Origin of the sequence: Microvirga thermotolerans (assembly GCF_009363855.1) — a bacterium.
GTDB lineage: Bacteria > Pseudomonadota > Alphaproteobacteria > Rhizobiales > Beijerinckiaceae > Microvirga > Microvirga thermotolerans.
In genome coordinates this window covers 1,841,105-1,856,674 of sequence record NZ_CP045423.1, presented here as the reverse complement: position 1 = coordinate 1,856,674, position 15,570 = coordinate 1,841,105, and the positions used below count along the sequence as shown (strand labels likewise).

General features: G+C 70.0%; 16 protein-coding genes. 1 reads left to right on the top strand and 15 read right to left on the bottom strand.

The genetic code is table 11. The features are described 5' to 3' along the window. Positions 1–5: 5 nt before the first annotated feature. The 3 genes from secF to yajC are packed head-to-tail and all read right to left on the bottom strand — an operon-like array spanning position 6 to position 2,932. Positions 6–944, bottom strand: coding sequence for a protein translocase subunit SecF (gene secF / locus GDR74_RS08685; RefSeq protein ID WP_152585936.1), 939 nt, complete (start codon positions 942–944; stop codon positions 6–8). Between the two features lie 12 nt (positions 945–956). Continuing rightward, complete coding sequence (gene secD, locus GDR74_RS08680; RefSeq protein ID WP_152585935.1) at positions 957–2,564, bottom strand: protein translocase subunit SecD; 1,608 nt, start codon at positions 2,562–2,564, stop codon at positions 957–959. Between the two features lie 32 nt (positions 2,565–2,596). Next, positions 2,597–2,932, bottom strand: coding sequence for a preprotein translocase subunit YajC (yajC, locus tag GDR74_RS08675; RefSeq protein ID WP_152585934.1), 336 nt, complete (start codon positions 2,930–2,932; stop codon positions 2,597–2,599). A 191-nt stretch (positions 2,933–3,123) separates the two neighbouring features. On the opposite strand from yajC, the gene GDR74_RS08670 reads away from it, so the two are divergent. Further along, positions 3,124–4,038, top strand: coding sequence for an ATP-binding protein (locus GDR74_RS08670; protein WP_152585933.1), 915 nt, complete (start codon positions 3,124–3,126; stop codon positions 4,036–4,038). A gap of 242 nt (positions 4,039–4,280) precedes the next feature. Here GDR74_RS08670 and GDR74_RS08665 read toward each other — a convergent pair whose 3' ends face one another. The 12 genes from GDR74_RS08665 to GDR74_RS18495 all read right to left on the bottom strand — a co-directional run bounded on the left by GDR74_RS08665 (position 4,281) and on the right by GDR74_RS18495 (position 15,543). Next, positions 4,281–5,483 (bottom strand): peptidoglycan DD-metalloendopeptidase family protein, encoded by a 1,203-nt coding sequence (locus GDR74_RS08665; RefSeq protein ID WP_152585932.1) that lies wholly within the window; start codon positions 5,481–5,483, stop codon positions 4,281–4,283. 224 nt (positions 5,484–5,707) lie between these two features. Continuing rightward, positions 5,708–6,415: a protein-L-isoaspartate O-methyltransferase family protein gene (locus tag GDR74_RS08660; RefSeq protein WP_152585931.1), complete on the bottom strand. Its 708-nt coding sequence runs from the start codon at positions 6,413–6,415 to the stop codon at positions 5,708–5,710. A gap of 15 nt (positions 6,416–6,430) precedes the next feature. Then, positions 6,431–7,192, bottom strand: a complete 762-nt coding sequence (gene surE / locus GDR74_RS08655; protein ID WP_152585930.1) for a 5'/3'-nucleotidase SurE — start codon at positions 7,190–7,192, stop codon at positions 6,431–6,433. Between the two features lies 1 nt (position 7,193). Next, positions 7,194–8,558 carry a serine--tRNA ligase gene (serS, locus tag GDR74_RS08650; protein WP_152585929.1) on the bottom strand — a complete coding sequence of 455 codons (1,365 nt, stop codon included), beginning with the start codon at positions 8,556–8,558 and terminating at the stop codon, positions 7,194–7,196. 97 nt (positions 8,559–8,655) lie between these two features. Further along, positions 8,656–9,456, bottom strand: coding sequence for a twin-arginine translocase subunit TatC (tatC, locus tag GDR74_RS08645; protein WP_152585928.1), 801 nt, complete (start codon positions 9,454–9,456; stop codon positions 8,656–8,658). Beyond that, positions 9,453–9,998, bottom strand: a complete 546-nt coding sequence (gene tatB / locus GDR74_RS08640) for a Sec-independent protein translocase protein TatB (protein WP_152585927.1) — start codon at positions 9,996–9,998, stop codon at positions 9,453–9,455. Before tatB ends, tatC begins: the two co-directional genes overlap by 4 nt. A gap of 75 nt (positions 9,999–10,073) precedes the next feature. Further along, a complete protein-coding gene (locus GDR74_RS08635; protein ID WP_152585926.1) occupies positions 10,074–10,313 on the bottom strand; it encodes a twin-arginine translocase TatA/TatE family subunit in 240 nt (79 codons plus the stop codon). Positions 10,314–10,369: 56 nt separating this feature from the next. Beyond that, entirely contained in the window at positions 10,370–11,491 is a 1,122-nt protein-coding gene (locus tag GDR74_RS08630) for an ABC transporter ATP-binding protein (protein WP_152585925.1), read from the bottom strand. After that, positions 11,488–12,207: an SMC-Scp complex subunit ScpB gene (gene scpB / locus GDR74_RS08625; protein ID WP_152585924.1), complete on the bottom strand. Its 720-nt coding sequence runs from the start codon at positions 12,205–12,207 to the stop codon at positions 11,488–11,490. The genes GDR74_RS08630 and scpB overlap by 4 nt, the downstream gene beginning before the upstream one ends. Position 12,208: 1 nt before the next feature. Continuing rightward, positions 12,209–13,012 carry a segregation and condensation protein A gene (locus GDR74_RS08620; protein WP_152585923.1) on the bottom strand — a complete coding sequence of 268 codons (804 nt, stop codon included), beginning with the start codon at positions 13,010–13,012 and terminating at the stop codon, positions 12,209–12,211. 39 nt (positions 13,013–13,051) lie between these two features. After that, a complete protein-coding gene (gene nagZ, locus GDR74_RS08615; RefSeq protein ID WP_152585922.1) occupies positions 13,052–14,068 on the bottom strand; it encodes a beta-N-acetylhexosaminidase in 1,017 nt (338 codons plus the stop codon). A gap of 104 nt (positions 14,069–14,172) precedes the next feature. Further along, positions 14,173–15,543, bottom strand: a complete 1,371-nt coding sequence (locus GDR74_RS18495; RefSeq protein WP_152585921.1) for an SPOR domain-containing protein — start codon at positions 15,541–15,543, stop codon at positions 14,173–14,175. Between the last annotated feature and the right edge of the window lie 27 nt (positions 15,544–15,570).

Below are 15,570 nucleotides of genomic sequence, written 5' to 3'. Positions count from 1 at the left end.
GAGCCTCACTCCGCCGGGGCGACCTTGCCCTCCGGCGCCTTGGCGGTCTCCGTGCTGCGCAGGCCGATGTAGATCAGCATCGGCGAGGAGATGAAGATCGCCGAATAGGTGCAGACGACGACGCCGTAGAGCATGACCTGGGCGAAGCCCTCGATGGCGCGGCCGCCGAAGATCACCAGCGCCAGGAGCGAAAGTGCCGTGGTGGTCGCCGTCATCACCGTGCGCGACATGGTGGTGTTGATCGACAGGTTCAGGAGCTCCTCCACCGGCATGGTCTTGTAGCGGCGCATGAGCTCGCGGGTGCGGTCGAACACCACCACCGTCTCGTTCAGCGAGTAGCCGACGATGGTGAGGATGGCGGCGATCGAGGTCATGTTGAACTCGTGCCGGGTGATGACGAAGAAGCCGACGGTGAGGACGATGTCGTGCAGGGTGCCGACGATGGCGCCGATGGCGAGCTCGCGCTCGAACCGGAACCAGAGGTAGAACAGCACCGCGATCACCGACAGGATCACGCCGATGGTGCCGGACTGGACCAGCTCGCCGGAAACGCGCGGCCCCACGGTCTCGACGCGGCGGAACTCGTATTCGTTGCCGAAGGTGTCGCGGGCCTTCTGGACGACGGCGCTCTGCGCCGCCTCGCCGCCCGCCTGGATCGGGAAGCGCAGCGACACGCCGCCCGCGGTGCCGAACTCCTGCACCTCGACCTCGCCGAACCCGAAGCCCTCCGCCGTCTGGCGCAGCTTGGCGACCTCGGCCCGGCCCGATTTCGCCTGGAGCTCCATGAGCGTCCCGCCCCGGAAGTCGATGCCGAAGTTGAGGCCGACGGTAAAGAGCAGCACGACCGTCAGCAGCGACAGGGTCGCGGACAGGGGGAATGAGAAGCGCCGGAGGCGCATGAAGTCGAAATGGGCGCTTTCGGGCCAGATGCGGATGAGGCGCACGTTACGGATTCCTTAGAAAGGAAGGGCTTTCGGACGCATCCAGTGATACCAGAGCGCAATCATCATGCGCGTCAGGGTCACGGCGGTGATGACCGTGGTCAGGATGCCGAGGATGAAGACCACCGCGAAGCCGCGCACGGGTCCCGAACCGAGGAAGAACAGGATGACCGCGGCGATCGCCATGGTGCTGTTCGAGTCCACGATGGTCGCGAAGGCGCGCTCGAAGCCCGCCTGGATCGCGGAGGGGATGGAGCGGCCCGCATGGGCCTCCTCGCGGATGCGCTCGTAGATCAGCACGTTCGAGTCGACCGCCGTGCCGATGGTGAGCACGATGCCGGCGATGCCGGGCAGGGTCAGGGTCGCCTCCAGCACCGACATGAGGCCGAAGATGAGGCCCACGTGGACCAGGAGCGCGATGTTCGCGAACAGGCCGAACATCCCGTAGGTGGCGAACATGAAGAGCATCACGAGAATGGCGGCCACGTAGGTCGCCTTCTTGCCCGCCTCGATGGAATCCTGACCGAGGCCGGGCCCGACCGTGCGCTCCTCGACGATGGTGAGCTTGGCCGGGAGCGCGCCCGCCCGCAGGAGCACGGCGAGGTCCTGCGCCTGCTGAACGGTGAACCGGCCCGAGATCTGGCCCGAGCCGCCCGTGATGGCGGACTGGATGGTCGGCGCCGAGATCACCTCGTTGTCGAGGACGATGGCGAGCGGCCGGCCGATGTTCTCGGAGGTCGCCTGGCCGAAGCGCTGGGCGCCCCGGATGTTGAAGCGGAAGTTGACGATGGGCTCGTTGGTGCGGCTGTCGAAGGCCGGCTGGGCGTCGACGAGGTCGCCGCCCTCGGCGATCACCCGGCGCTCGACCGGGACCTTCTGCCCGCCCGCCTCGCGCATGGGAAGCATGTCCACGTCGGCGGCGCCCTGCTGGCCGAGCAGGCGGAATTCGAGCTTGGCGGTCCGGCCGAGCAGCTCCTTGAGGCGCTGGGGATCCTGCAGGCCGGGCACCTGGACGAGGACGCGGTCGGCGCCCTGACGCTGGATGCTCGGTTCCGTGGTGCCCGTCACGTCGATGCGGCGGCGGATCACCTCGATGGACTGGTCGACCGCCCGGCGCACCTTCTCGTTGATGCCCGCATCCGTGTAGGTGAGCGTGATCAGGCCGTCGGGCGTGCTCGTGACCTCGAGGTCGCGGCCGCCGCCCTGGCCGAGCACGGCGCTGCCGAGGGGTTGGGCCAGCTCGCGCAGGCGCGGCAGGATCTTTTCGCGGTCCGCCTGATCCGGCACCCGGATCTGCACCCCGCGCGGGTTGAGCTGGATGCCGCCCTGCGGCGAGACGCGGGCCTCGCGGAGCACCCGGCGCACGTCGTCGCGCAGGGCCGTGCTCTGGGTGCGCAGGAGGTCCGGCACGTCCACCTCCAGGAGGACGTGGGAGCCGCCCTGTAGGTCGAGGCCGAGCACGACGGCGCGGGACGGGATCAGCCAGGACGGCACCCATCCCGGCAGGGAGCGCTGGAATGCCTCGCGCTCCTCGCGGCTCATCAGGCTCGGCACGGCGAGGAGAAGGCCGATCAGGATGACCGCCATGGTGGCGATGATCTTCGTCTTCGAGAAGCGCAGCATCGTCGACTCAACCTATTCTGGACGAAGGCCGGTCAGGCCTTCACCGGCTCGCCCTTGGAGCGGACCTCGGAGATGTTGGCGCGGGCGAGCTTCACCTTCACCCCGTCCGCGATCTCCACCTCGATGTCGGAGCTGTCCTCGAGGACCCGCGTGACCTTCCCGACGATCCCGCCGGAGGTCACCACCGTGTCGCCGCGGCGCACGTTCTTGATCATCTCCTGGTGCTCGCGCACCCGGCGCTGCTGCGGCCGGATGATGAGGAACCACATGATGACGAAAATGAGGATGAAGGGGACCAGATTCGTGATCAGCGAAGTCATGTCTCCCCCGGCGGGGGCCCCTTGCGCGAAGGCGGGCGTGATGAACAAGCGGCTCTCCATGGCGTAAGGCGCGTGGCGGGGTCCGAGGGCCCGCCCGCGCCGCAACAGCGTTGAAACGCGGCGGACTATAACCATCGACCTCGCGAAATCAATGAAGTTGCGGGGATTTCCAGAGCCGAGCGCCATGGACGCTGCCGCGCCGCCGCGATAAGCAGGGTTTTTCACCCTCCAGACGCACCATGTCCCATCCCGCTTCCGGCCCGTCCCGCCCTTCGGACCCAGTCCCGGGCCTCTCCTCCCCCGAAGCCCTCGACCTCCTGCGCCGCATCGCGGACGCCCTCGACAGGCTGTCCCCGGCGGGCGCCGTTCACGCGGATTTTACGGCGGCGGACGCCTTCGTATGGCAGCCGGCCGCCCGGCGGCTCGCCCCGGTGCCGAAGGTCAACCGGGTGGAGATGAGCCTCCTGCGCGGGATCGACCGCGTGCGGGACACCCTTGCGGAGAACACCCGCCGCTTCGCCGCGGGCTTTCCCGCCAACAACGCCCTGCTCTGGGGCGCCCGGGGCATGGGCAAGTCCTCGCTGGTCAAGGCGGTCCATGCGGAGGTGAACCATGCGCGGGCGCCCGAATCGCGCCCGCTCAAGCTCATCGAGATCCACCGGGAGGACATCGAGACCCTGCCCGACCTCATGGCCCTGCTCCGCCAGGACCGACACCGCTTCGTGATCTTCTGCGACGACCTCTCCTTCGACACGGACGACACCTCCTACAAGTCCCTGAAGGCGGTGCTGGAGGGCGGGATCGAGGGGCGGCCCGACAACGTGATCTTCTACGCCACGTCCAACCGCCGGCACCTGCTCCCGCGCGACATGATGGAGAACGAGCGGTCCACCGCCATCAACCCGGGCGAAGCGGTGGAGGAGAAGGTGTCCCTGTCGGACCGTTTCGGCCTGTGGCTCGGCTTCCACAAGTGCAGCCAGGACGAGTACCTGGACATGGTGTTCGGCTATGTGGACCATCTCGGCCTCTCCGGCGACCGGGACGCCATCCGGGCCGAGGCCCTGGAATGGGCCACCACCCGCGGCGCCCGCTCCGGCCGCACGGCCTGGCAGTACATCCAGGACTTGGCGGGCCGGCAGGGGAAGGCGATCTGAGACCCCACGGGACAGGGTCGGCGCCGGCGCGCCGCGGCAGGCTCAGCCCGGCTACGCGTGTTCATGCCCTGTGTCATTCCGGGGCACGCCTATGGCGTCCCGGAATCATGCCATGCGATGAAGGAATCGGCTCGAGCGCGGTCTCGTCGCCCCAAAACGGAAAAGGGACGGCGGCTGAGCTCCACCGTCCCCTCTCGGGGTCGGTTCCGGGAGGGGAACCGACCTGAACCCTCGATGCGCGATCAGCTGCCGAGATACTTGAGCGGGTCTACGGGCGTCGCGCCCTTGCGGATCTCGAAGTGGAGCTGGGGCGAGGTGACGTTGCCGGTCTGGCCGGAGGTGGCGATCACCTGCCCGCGCTTCACCTGCTCGCCGCGCTTCACGTTCAGCGAGCCGTTGTGGGCATAAGCCGAGACGTAGCCGTTGTCGTGCCGGATGAGCACGAGGTTGCCGTAGCCCTTCACCTCGTTGCCGGCATAGGTGACGACGCCGGATTCGGCCGCCTTGACGGGCGTGCCCTCGGGAACGGCGATGTTGATGCCCTCGTTGCCGCCGTTCGCGCCGAACCCGGCGATCACGCGGCCGCGGGCCGGCCAGCGGAAGTCGCCCGCCGGCTCGGAGAGGCTGGCGGTCTGCTCCGGCTCCTGGACCTGTTCCTTCTTGGCGGCCGGCTGCGGCGCAGGCGCGGCGGCCACCGCGGGAGCGGCGGGCTGCGGCGTCGCGGCAGGCTTCACCGGCTGCGGCTCGGCGACGGCGGCGACCTTCTGCTGCGGCTCCACGGGCTTGGGCGCGGAGACGAGGGGTTCGCTCCCCGCCGTCGCGACCTTCACAGGCGCGGGCGCGGCGGGCGAGGTCGCCGGCTCGGACTTGGCGACGGCCATGCCGGGGCGGACGCGCTTGGCCGGACCGGCGGGCTCCACGGGAGCGGCTTCCGCCTTCCTGTTTTCGACCAGGCGGAACTTCGGCTGAGCGGAAGCCGTCTGCGGGGCGGGGGCGACGCCGCGCGCCGGCGCGGCCGAGGCGACCTGGGTGGCGGAACCGGCGTTGTAGACCGGGATCACCAGCCGCTGGCCGGGCTTCACCTGCGCCGGGCTCGACAGGCCGCTGGCGGCCAGGATCGCATTGGCCGGCACGCCGTAGCGCTGGGAGATGCCGTTGAGCGTGTCGTTGCTGCCGACGGTGATCGCCGTCCCGCCGGCGGCGGACCATCCGCCTGCGCCGCCCGAAGCGCCCTGGACCGGCGCGGAAGCCATCTGCGTCGGCTGCGCGACCGGCTGGGACAGGGGCTGGGACTGGACGGGCGGCAAGGCCTGCGACTGGACCGGAGCGGTCGGCACGGCGGCCACCTGCTGCGGCTGGGACTGGGAAGCGGAAGCCTTCGCACCGCCCTCGAACCGCTCGCTCGCCGCGAAGGGATTGGAGAACGGATTGTCGGCGAAGCGCATCGTGTCCGAACTACAGGCTGCCGCGGCGCTGCCGATCACGCTCACCAGCGCGATCCGCGAAATAGCGACCCAATGCCCAGAACTCCTACGCTGCCGCATAATTTAACCCCAACCGACGCAACTCGATGGCGGCATTAAAAGCGTATTGAGGTTAAACAACCGTTGCCGGCCTGAATTTTGTCGTAACGTTAAGCGAAAAATTTTCGCGCCGGCCCGAGGCCCGGTCAGAGAGTCTCGGCGACGCCCCGCACCAGGGGCGACAGGCGCAGCGGACCTCCGATCTCCTGCCGCAGTTCCCCCTCCTCCGTCCGCACGACGGTGACGAGGCGCGGCAGCCCTTCGACGGCAAGGGCACCCACGAGGCGGCCTGCGGGCGCCAGAAGCGACGTGACGGCCTCCGGGATCCCGGCGACCGTCCCGTTCAGAAGAATCCGGTCGAACCGCTCGCGCGGGCGCAGCGCGAGCCCGTCGCCGACCTCCATGCGCACCTTGCCCGCCTCCACGATCCGAAGATGCTGGCGCGCGCTTTCCGCAAGGGTGCTGAACCGCTCGACCGTGGCGACCTCCGCTCCGAGCCTGGCGAGCAGCGCCGTCACGTAGCCGGTGCCGGTCCCGACCTCGAAGACCCGCTGGCCGGGCGCGAGGCGCAGGGCGAGCAGCATGGCGGCCACGGTCCCCGGTCCCGTCATGGTCTGTCCGCAGGGCAGGGGCAGAGCCACGTCGGTGCGGGCGAGATCGCTGAAGCGCCGGGGCGCGAACACCTCCCGGGGCACGAGTTCCATGGCGCGCAGGAGCGCCGTGTCGCGGATGCCCCGCGCCCGGAGCGAAAGGATGAAGGAGGCGACCCCGACCGCCTGCTCCTCGGCGCGGCGATCCCCCTCTCCGTCGAAGGGAAGGTCGATCGGGTCCGGTCCGGGAGCGGGATCCTTCATCGGGCCGGGACCTCCTCAGTCGAAGGCCTGGGCGTAGCGCGTCAGGCTCGGCTCGTCGGTCATGTCGAGGCGCAGGGGCGTCACCGCGATCCGCCGGTTGGCGATGGCCCAGAGATCGGTGCCGTTGCCGGGCGTGAAGGGTTTGCGCTCGAAGGCGATCCAGTAATAGGGGTTCCCGCGCCCGTCCTCGCGCTCGTCGAGGCGCAGCAGCTCCTGGGTGCGCTGCCCCTGGTTGCAGATCGCCGCGCCCTCGACCTCCTCGGGCTCGCAACTCGGAAAGTTGACGTTGATGAGGATCCCCGGGTCGATCCCGACGTCGAGGATCCTGCGGACGATCTTCGGGCCGTGGTGCTCGGCGCAGCGCCACTTGAGATCGTGACGGCGCCCCGCGCCATAGGCCTGGGACAGCGCGATGGACGGAATGCCGAGGATCGTGCCCTCGATGGCTCCGGCGACGGTGCCGGAATAGGTCACGTCCTCCGCCACGTTCTGCCCGCGGTTGACGCCCGAGAGAACGAGATCGGGCTTCCGGTCCCGGAGCAGGTGGCGGACGCCCATGATCACGCAGTCCGTCGGCGTTCCCTTCACGGCGAAGCGGCGCTCCCCCACCTTGCGCAGGCGCAGGGGATCGTTGAGCGACAGGGAATGGGCGACGCCGCTCTGGTCCGTTTCCGGCGCGACGACCCACACGTCGTCCGACAGCGCCCTGGCGATGCTCTCCAGGACCTCCAGCCCCGGCGCGTGGATGCCGTCGTCGTTGGTGCAGAGGATGCGCATGTCAGCCCATCCGCTCCAGGCGGGCGAGCCCGCCCATGTAGGGCTGGAGCACCGTCGGGATCGTCACGCTGCCGTCCTCGTTCTGGTAGTTCTCCAGCACCGCGACGAGGGTGCGCCCGACCGCGAGGCCCGAGCCGTTGAGGGTGTGCACGAAGCGCGGCCCCTTGCCGTCGGCGGGGCGATAGCGGGCGTTCATGCGCCTTGCCTGGAAGTCCGTGCACACCGAGCAGCTCGAAATCTCCCGGTACATCCCCTGCCCCGGCAGCCACACCTCGATGTCGTAGGTCTTGGCCGAGGCGAAGCCCATGTCGCCGGTGCAGAGCGTCACCGTGCGGAACGGCAGATCGAGCTTCTTGAGCACGTTCTCGGCGCTCGTCAGCATCCGCTCGTGCTCGTCGGCGGAGGTCTCGGGCGTGGTGACGGAGACGAGCTCGCACTTCACGAACTGGTGCTGGCGGATCATGCCGCGGGTGTCGCGCCCGGCCGCGCCCGCCTCGGCCCGGAAGCTCGGGGTCAGGGCCGTGAAGCGCAGGGGCAGCTCCTCCTCGGCGAGGATCTGCTCGCGGACGAGATTGGTGAGCGAGACCTCGGCGGTAGGGATGAGGCCGTAGCGGGCCTCCTTCACCGCCTTCCGGGCGGCCTCTCCATCGGCCGTCCCGTTCACGGCCGAGGCGAGGACGGTCTCGAGGGACGAGCCCGGCAGGGCCCAGAACTGGTCCTCCTCGAACTTCGGCAGCTGCGCGGTGCCGAACATCGCCTCGTCGCGGACGAGGAGCGGCGGGTTCACCTCCGTGTAGCCGTGCTCCGTCGTGTGCAGGTCGATCATGAACTGGCCGAGCGCGCGCTCCAGGCGGGCGAGGCCGCCCTTGAGCACGACGAAGCGCGAGCCGGAGATGCGCGCGGCGGCCTCGAAATCCATGAGGCCGAGCCCCTCCCCGATCTCGAAGTGCTGCTTCGCGCTGTTGAGGGTGAGCGGCGTGCCGTAGCGGTGGCGCTCCACGTTGCCGGTCTCGTCCGGCCCGACGGGCACGTCCTCCTTCGGAATGTTGGGGACGGCCGCGAGCGCCTCGAACAGGGCCTTCTCGGCCTCGCGCTCCTCCTGCTCCAGCACGGGCACGCTCTCCTTGAGGCGGGCCACCTCGGCCATCAGCTCCTGGGCGCGGGCCTCGTCCTTCTTCGCCTTGGCCTGACCGATCTCCTTGGAGAGGGCGTTGCGGCGCTCAAGCGCCGTCTGGAGGGCGGACACGGCGCTCTTGCGCCGGTCGTCGAGGGCGATCAGGGCGGCGGACAAGGGCTCCATGCCCCGGTTCATGAGGCCTTTGTCGAAAGCCGCGGGGTTCTCGCGGATGGAACGAATGTCATGCATGGGACCGACCGTACTGAAAGACGCGGCCCTTTTGTTGCAGCATGGCCGCCCCCTGATCAATGCCGAGATTGGCGGGCGGCTGAAAGGGGACGCTTCCCTACCCGGCCGCCGCGCGCGCAGCCTCGGCTTCCGCGCGCTGCTTCTCCACCATGCGGACGGAGAAGATGGACGCCTCGTAAAGAAGCAGGGTGGGGACCGCAAGGGCGAACTGGCTGATCACGTCCGGCGGCGTCAGCACCGCCGCGATCACGAACACGACGACGATGGCGTAGCGCCGCTTGCTCTTGAGGAATTCGGAATCGATGATCCCGGCCCGCGCCAGCAAGGTGAGCACCACCGGCAGCTGGAAGCAGATGCCGAAGGCGAAGATCAGGGTCATGATGAGCGAGAGGTACTCGCTCACCTTCGGCAGGAATTCGATGCTCGGCGCCGAATCGGTGGCGAGCTGCTGCATGCCCACGGAGAAGCGCATGAGCAGGGGCATCGCGATGAAGTAGACCACCGCCGCGCCGACGGCGAAGAGGACCGGCGTCGCGATGAGATAGGGCAGGAACGCCCGCCGCTCGTTCTTGTAGAGGCCCGGCGCGACGAACTTGTAGATCTGGACCGCGATCACCGGAAAGGCGAGGAAGCCAGCGCCGAAGGCAGCGACCTGGATCTGCGTGAACAGGTATTCGAGCCCGTGCGTGTAGACGAGGTGGGCCTTCTCCGGGGAGCCGACCGCGACGACATAAGGCCAGACCAGGGCGTTGTAGATGTACCGAGCCCCCGCGAAGCAGACGAAGAACATCGCGACGAAGGCGAGAAGCGCCTTGATCAGACGGGCGCGCAGTTCGGTCAGATGCTCGATCAGCGGCGCGCGCGACGCCTCGACCTCATCCACTTCCTCGTTGCTCATTCGGATTTCGCGTCAGGTTTGTCCGTTGCCGGAACGGGCGGCGGGGCCGGCGGGGGCTGCGAGGCGGCTTCCCGGGCCTCGGCTTCCTTCCTCAGGGTCTCGGCGATGGATTCCGCCGGATCGACGATGGGCGGAACGGAAGGGACGGGGAGCGCGACCGCGGGCTCGACGGGCGCCGGGGGAGAAGCCTCCCCCCTGCCCTGCGCCGTAGCGTCGGAAACCGTCTCGGCCGGGCTCTTGTCCTGGCCGGGGCTTCCCTCGACGGCGCCCTTCAGCTCGTCCCGGATCGTCTGCATGGGGTTGAAGCCCTTGTTCAGGGAGGAGACGGACTCGTTCAGGCCCTGGAGCTGCCGCTTGGCATCGTCCAGCTCCGCCTCGCGCATGGCCTCATGGAACTGGCCCTGGAACTCGGCGGCCATGCGGCGGAGCTTGCCGGTGACCTGCCCGACGGTGCGCAGGGCCTTCGGCAGGTCCTTCGGCCCGATGACGATCAGCGCGACGGCGCCGATGACCATCACCTCACCCCAGCTCATGTCAAACATGGCGCGGCCTCAACCCTGCCCAGAACGCTACTCTCGCCCGGATCTCCCGCGGAGCCGGGACGGCCCCACCGGCGATCAGCCGACCTTCTGGTTGGTCGGCGCGGTCGAGGACGGGTTCGCCTGGTGGTCGATGGTCCGCACCGGCTCGGCGGGCTCGACGGGCTTCGCGGGCGTGTCGTCCTCCGCCATGCCCTTCTTGAAGGCTTTGATGCCCTTCGCCACATCGCCCATCATGTCGGAAATCTTGCCGCGTCCGAACAGCAGGACGACGATCAGACCCACGACGATCCAATGCCAGATACTCGCGCCACCCATGGCAATCCTCCTGCGCCTCCCGAGGGCGCGGTCTTCAACTGAAACGTGCCGCCAACCTAGGGATCGGAGGCGGCGAAAACAAGGACATCCTTCGGGTCGATCTCGATTCCCACATCCTGTCCTTCCTTGACGGGAGCGGGATCGTGGATGCGGGCCTGGAGAGGCCTGTCGACGCCCTGGACGTCGATGTGGACCATGTCGATCTCTCCCAGGAACCGGCGGGACACCACCCGCCCCGGCAGGCAGAAGCCGGGCGGCTTGAGCCTCACTCCCTGGGGCCGCACGCATACGACGGCCGGGCCGTCGGGAAGGTGCGGCGCCGGAAAGACTCCGACCGGGCAGGATGCCTGCCCCCCTCTTACCACGCCGCGGACCTCGTTGAAATCGCAGAAGAACCGTGCGGCAAAAAGGCTGGCCGGGCGCTTGTAGATCTCCTCGGACGTGCCCTGCTGGATCACCGTTCCGGCCTGCATGAGGACGATCCGGTCGGCGATGCGCATCGCCTCTTCCGGATCGTGGGTGACGACGATGGTGGTGGCGCCGGTCTCGCGCAGGATCGCGACCGTCTCGTCGCGGATCGCGTCGCGCATGCGCCGGTCGAGGTTGGAGAAGGGCTCGTCCATGAGCAGGACGCCGGGACGCGGGGCGATGGACCGCGCCAGGGCCACCCGCTGCTGCTCGCCCCCGGAGAGGGTGTGCGGGAACTCGTCCGCGTAATGCTCCAGCCCGACCCGGGAGAGCGCCCGCCGCGCCGCGATCCCCGCCTCGGCGGCGGAAAGGTCCCTGAGGCCGAACATGACGTTCTGCAGCACGCTCATGTGCGGGAACAGGGCATAGTCCTGGAACATCAGGCCGATGCCGCGCCGCTCCGGCTCCACGTAGGCGCCCGGCCCGCTCACCTCGAGCCCGTCCATCAGCACCCGGCCGGAGGTGGGCATCTCGACCCCGGCGGCGATGCGCAGGAGGGTCGTCTTTCCGCAGCCCGAATGGCCGAGGAGGCACACCAGTTCCCCCGGCTCGACCGTGAGCGACACCCCGTCGAGGACCCGCGTGTCGCCGTAGGTCTGGACGATGCCGTCGAAGCTCAGCTGCGCCGGAATGGAGGCGCCCGCCGTTCCCCGCTGGCCCCACCGGGGCAGGCGGAAGCGGTCCCGCGCCGGGATGCGTCCCTCGCTCATTCCGCGTCCGCCCCGCCCTCGTCGATGTCGAGGGGCCGGAAAAGATCGTCGTGGTCCAGAGGTTCCTCGTCCTCGCGCAGGGCCTGATCGTCGGAGGGCACCGGCACGGACAGGTCGGGCGGCACGCGCCCTTCGAGGAAGCCCGCGCCCTTCAGCTCTTCGAGGCCCGGCAGGTCCTCGATGGCGTCGAGCCCGAAATGCTCGAGGAACTGCGGCGTGGTGCCGTAGGTCACCGGCCGCCCCGGCGCCTTGCGGCGCCCGCGCAGCCGGATCCAGCCGGTCTCGAGCAGGGTGTCGAGGGTGCCCTTGGAGGTGGCGACGCCGCGGATCTCCTCGATCTCCGCCCGCGTCACCGGCTGGTGATAGGCGATGATCGCGAGCGTCTCCATGGCGGCGCGCGAGAGCTTGCGCTGCTCCACCACGTTGCGGGCGAGCACGAAGGACAGGTCGCTCGCCGTGCGGAAGGCGAAGCCTCCCGCGACGCGCACCAGGTTGACGCCCCGGTCCGCGTAATGGGCCGTCAGGTCCTCGATGATGGCGCCCACGTCCGCCCCCTCCGGCAGGCGGCCGGCGAGGTCGTCCACGGTGAGCGGCGCGGCCGAGGCGAAAAGCAGCGCCTCGGCGATGCGCACGGCCTCCCGATGGTCGGGAACGCGGGGGGCCTCGGCCGGAGCGGTCTCCGGAGCCTCGGCGAGTGTGTCTTCGCTGGTGTCCATGTCAGGCTCCCGCCTCCGCCGGATCCCTGACCGGCTTGACCCAGACGGGAGCGAAAGCCTCGTCCTGGCGGACGGTCAGCTTTCCTTCCCGCACCATCTCCAGGGTCGCGGACAAGGCGGAGGCCAGCACGGTCGGCCGCATGGAGGGCTCGACCATGTATTGCATGAGATAGCTGTCGAGGGTGGTCCAGTCGCTCAAGTGCCCGACGAGCCGCTCCAGCGCCTCGCGGGCGTCGAGGAGGGACCAGACGGTGCGCTTGTGCAGGGAGACCCGGGTGTTGAGCCGGATCTGCCGCTGGGTGGCATAGGCCTTGAGCAGGTCGTAGAGGCTCGCCTCGTAGCGGGCGTCCCGGCGGACGACGACCGGCTCCGGCGCGCCGCGGGCGAAGACGTCGCGGCCGAGCCAGTCCCGCTCCCCGAGCTTCTTGGCGGCCTCGCGGATCGCCTCCAGGCGGCGCAGGCGCAGGGCGAGAGCCGTGGCGAGATCCTCGGCGCTCGGCTCCTCCCCCTTCGGCGGCTCGGGCAGGAGAAGGCGGGACTTGAGATAGGCGAGCCAGGCGGCCATCACGAGATAGTCCGCCGCCAGCTCCAGCCGCATCCGCCGCGCCTCCTCGATGAAGGCGATGTACTGCTCGGCGAGCGCCAGGATCGAGATCTTGTGGAGGTCGACCTTCTGCCGCCGGGCGAGCTCGAGCAGGAGGTCGAGCGGACCCTCGAAGCCGTCCACGTCCACGTGAAGGGCCGGTTCGGTCTCGGCCCGCTCCACGGGGGCGGCATCCTCCTCGAAGGGTAAGGCCTCTGCCATCAGCTCTCCTCGGCCCGGTCGGCTCCCAACATCGGCCGCCTAGGCCACCATCGCAAGGGCGGCATCGAGCCTCGCCCGCGCATCCACAGGATCGAAGGGCTCCGCCTCGTGCCGGATGCGCCGGAGCGCCGCCTCGGCGCGGCGCAGGGCGTCCCCCTCGAGGAGCGGGGCCCCTTCGGCGACCGCGATCATCTCGTCCATGCGGCCGTTGCAGTGGAGGGCCATGTCGCACCCGGCGGCGAAGGCCGCCTCGGTCCTCTGCCGGTAGGAGCCCGACAGGGCCTGCATGGACAGGTCGTCCGTCATGACGAGGCCGTCATAGGCCAGATGCCCCCGGACGATCTCGGACATGACGGTCGCCGAGGTGGTGGCCGGGTTCTCGGGATCGAGCGCCGTGTAGACCACGTGGGCGGTCATGGCGAGGGGCATGTCCGACAGGATGCGGAAGGGTGCGAAATCGTGCCGCTCCAGCTCCTCGCGGGAGGCGTCCACCACGGGCAGGGCCAGGTGGCTGTCGGCCCCGGCGCGGCCGTGGCCCGGCATGTGCTTGACGACCGGCAGCACGCTTCCGGCCAGGAGCCCCTCGGCGGCCGCCCGGCCGAGCACGGCCACCGGCTCGGGCGTCTTTCCGTAGGCGCGGTCGCCGATGACGTCGTGGGCGCCGGGGGTCGGAACGTCCAGCACGGGAAGGCAGTCGACGGTGATGCCCACCGCCCTCAGGTCGTGGGCCATGAGGCGCGCGCCGAGCCGGGCGATCTCGCGCCTCACCAGGGGATCGTTGGCATGGAGGCGGCCATAGGTGGCCCCGGCCGGGTATTTCGGCCAGTGCGGCGGCCCGAGCCGCTGGACCCGCCCGCCCTCCTGGTCGATCAGGATCGGCGCGTCCTCCCGCCCGACCGTCTCCCGCAGGGCGCCGCAGAGCGCGCGGACCTGATCGGGACTCTCGACGTTGCGCTTGAAGAGGATGAAGCCCCAGGGCGCCGCGTCCCGGAAGAAGGCGGCCTCGTCGGCGGTCAGGGCGGTGCCGGAGCATCCGGCGATGAAGGCGCGGGTCATGGTCTCCGCGCCTTAAGTCCCCTTCCCGGCAGGGTCAAGGAGAAGAGCCGCCGCATGGCTGCGGCGGCCCGAACGAGCTGTGGGTTCCGAAGCCCCGCGCAGGCTCAGTTCTTCGCCACGAAGCACTGCCCGCCCTGGCCCTGGACCTTCGAGCAGAGGGTCGCGGCCTCGTCGCGGGACATGGGACCGACGCGGACCCGGTAGATGGTGCTGCCGTTCACCTCGGCCTTGCGGATCAGCGCAGGCTGCCCCTCCAGATCCGGATACTTCTTCTGGAAGCCGGAGAGCACCTTCTGCGCCGCGCTCTCGGAATTGGCGAGGCCGAGCTGGACGGCGAAGCCGCCGGAGGACGCCGCGGGCTCCGCGGGAGCCGGGACGGCGGCCGGCTGGGCCGAGGCGACCCGCTGCGGCTGCGGCTTCGCCGCGGGCTCGCTCGGGGCCTCAGCCACGGGAGCGGGCTTCGGCGTGGAGGCGGCGGGCGTCGCCGCGGCGGGCTTGGGCTGCGGCGCCGGTGCGGCCTGAGGCTGGGCCGCGGCGGGCATGGTCATGGCCGGGGCAGCCGCGGCGACCGCGGCCGGCTTGGCGCCTGCCCCTTCCGGATGGGCCATGCTGCCGTCGGGTCGGACGGTCACGGTGCGGACCTTGCGCGGCTCGCCGAGATTGAGCCCGTTCGCCGGAGGCTGGGCGCCGCCCGTCGCCCCCGTGGCCTCGGAGGCGCTCATCCGCACCGCCTGCTGCACGTCCACCGGCTGCTCCGCCCGGCTCACGACCTTGGTCTCGGCGTTCTGGTTCGAGCGCTCGTAGATCTGCTTGTTCTGGTTCGGGATCTCGACCCCGCCCGGGTTCTGCGGCTGGACCTTGATCGGCTCGTTGCTGGCCTTGATGAGGGGCGGCTCGCCGCCTCCGAGGGCCGCGTGGGAACCGCCCATCATGAAGGCCGCGCCGCCGCCGATCACCGCGGCGCCGAGCACGGCGCCGACCACGATCAGTCCCTTGCGGGAGCGGGTCTTCCCGGGCGCCTCGTAGGCGTCGTAGTCGGTGCCGTAGGCCTCGTCGGCCCGAGGATCGCCACCGTCGCCGTAGTAGTCCTGCCCGTAGCCGCCCCGATCGTAGGCGGCATCCTGGGCCGGATAGGCATAGGCCTGCCCGGAGGCGGAGGGTGCCGGCTCCGCGTAGGACCGGGTGTCATAGGCCCGGGCATCGTGGGCCGGGGCCGCGTAGGAGGCGCCCGCCTGCCCGGTGCCGGGGCGGACCGCGAAGAGGCCGTCGGAGGCGGCCGCCGGCGCCGCGCGGGGCCGCGCCGGCGCGTCGTTCGCCAGAAGGGACTGGAAGGGATCTTCCTGCCCCACGATCCGGGCAAGCTCCACCAGCGGGTCGCTGCGACCGCCGGAAGCGGCGGGCTGGGCGGGGGCGCTCTGCGCCTGGGCGATTTGCCGCTCGATCTCGTTCAGATCGACCGCAAAACGGGGCTTCATTGATTCGCTCATCGCGCCGGACCTCCG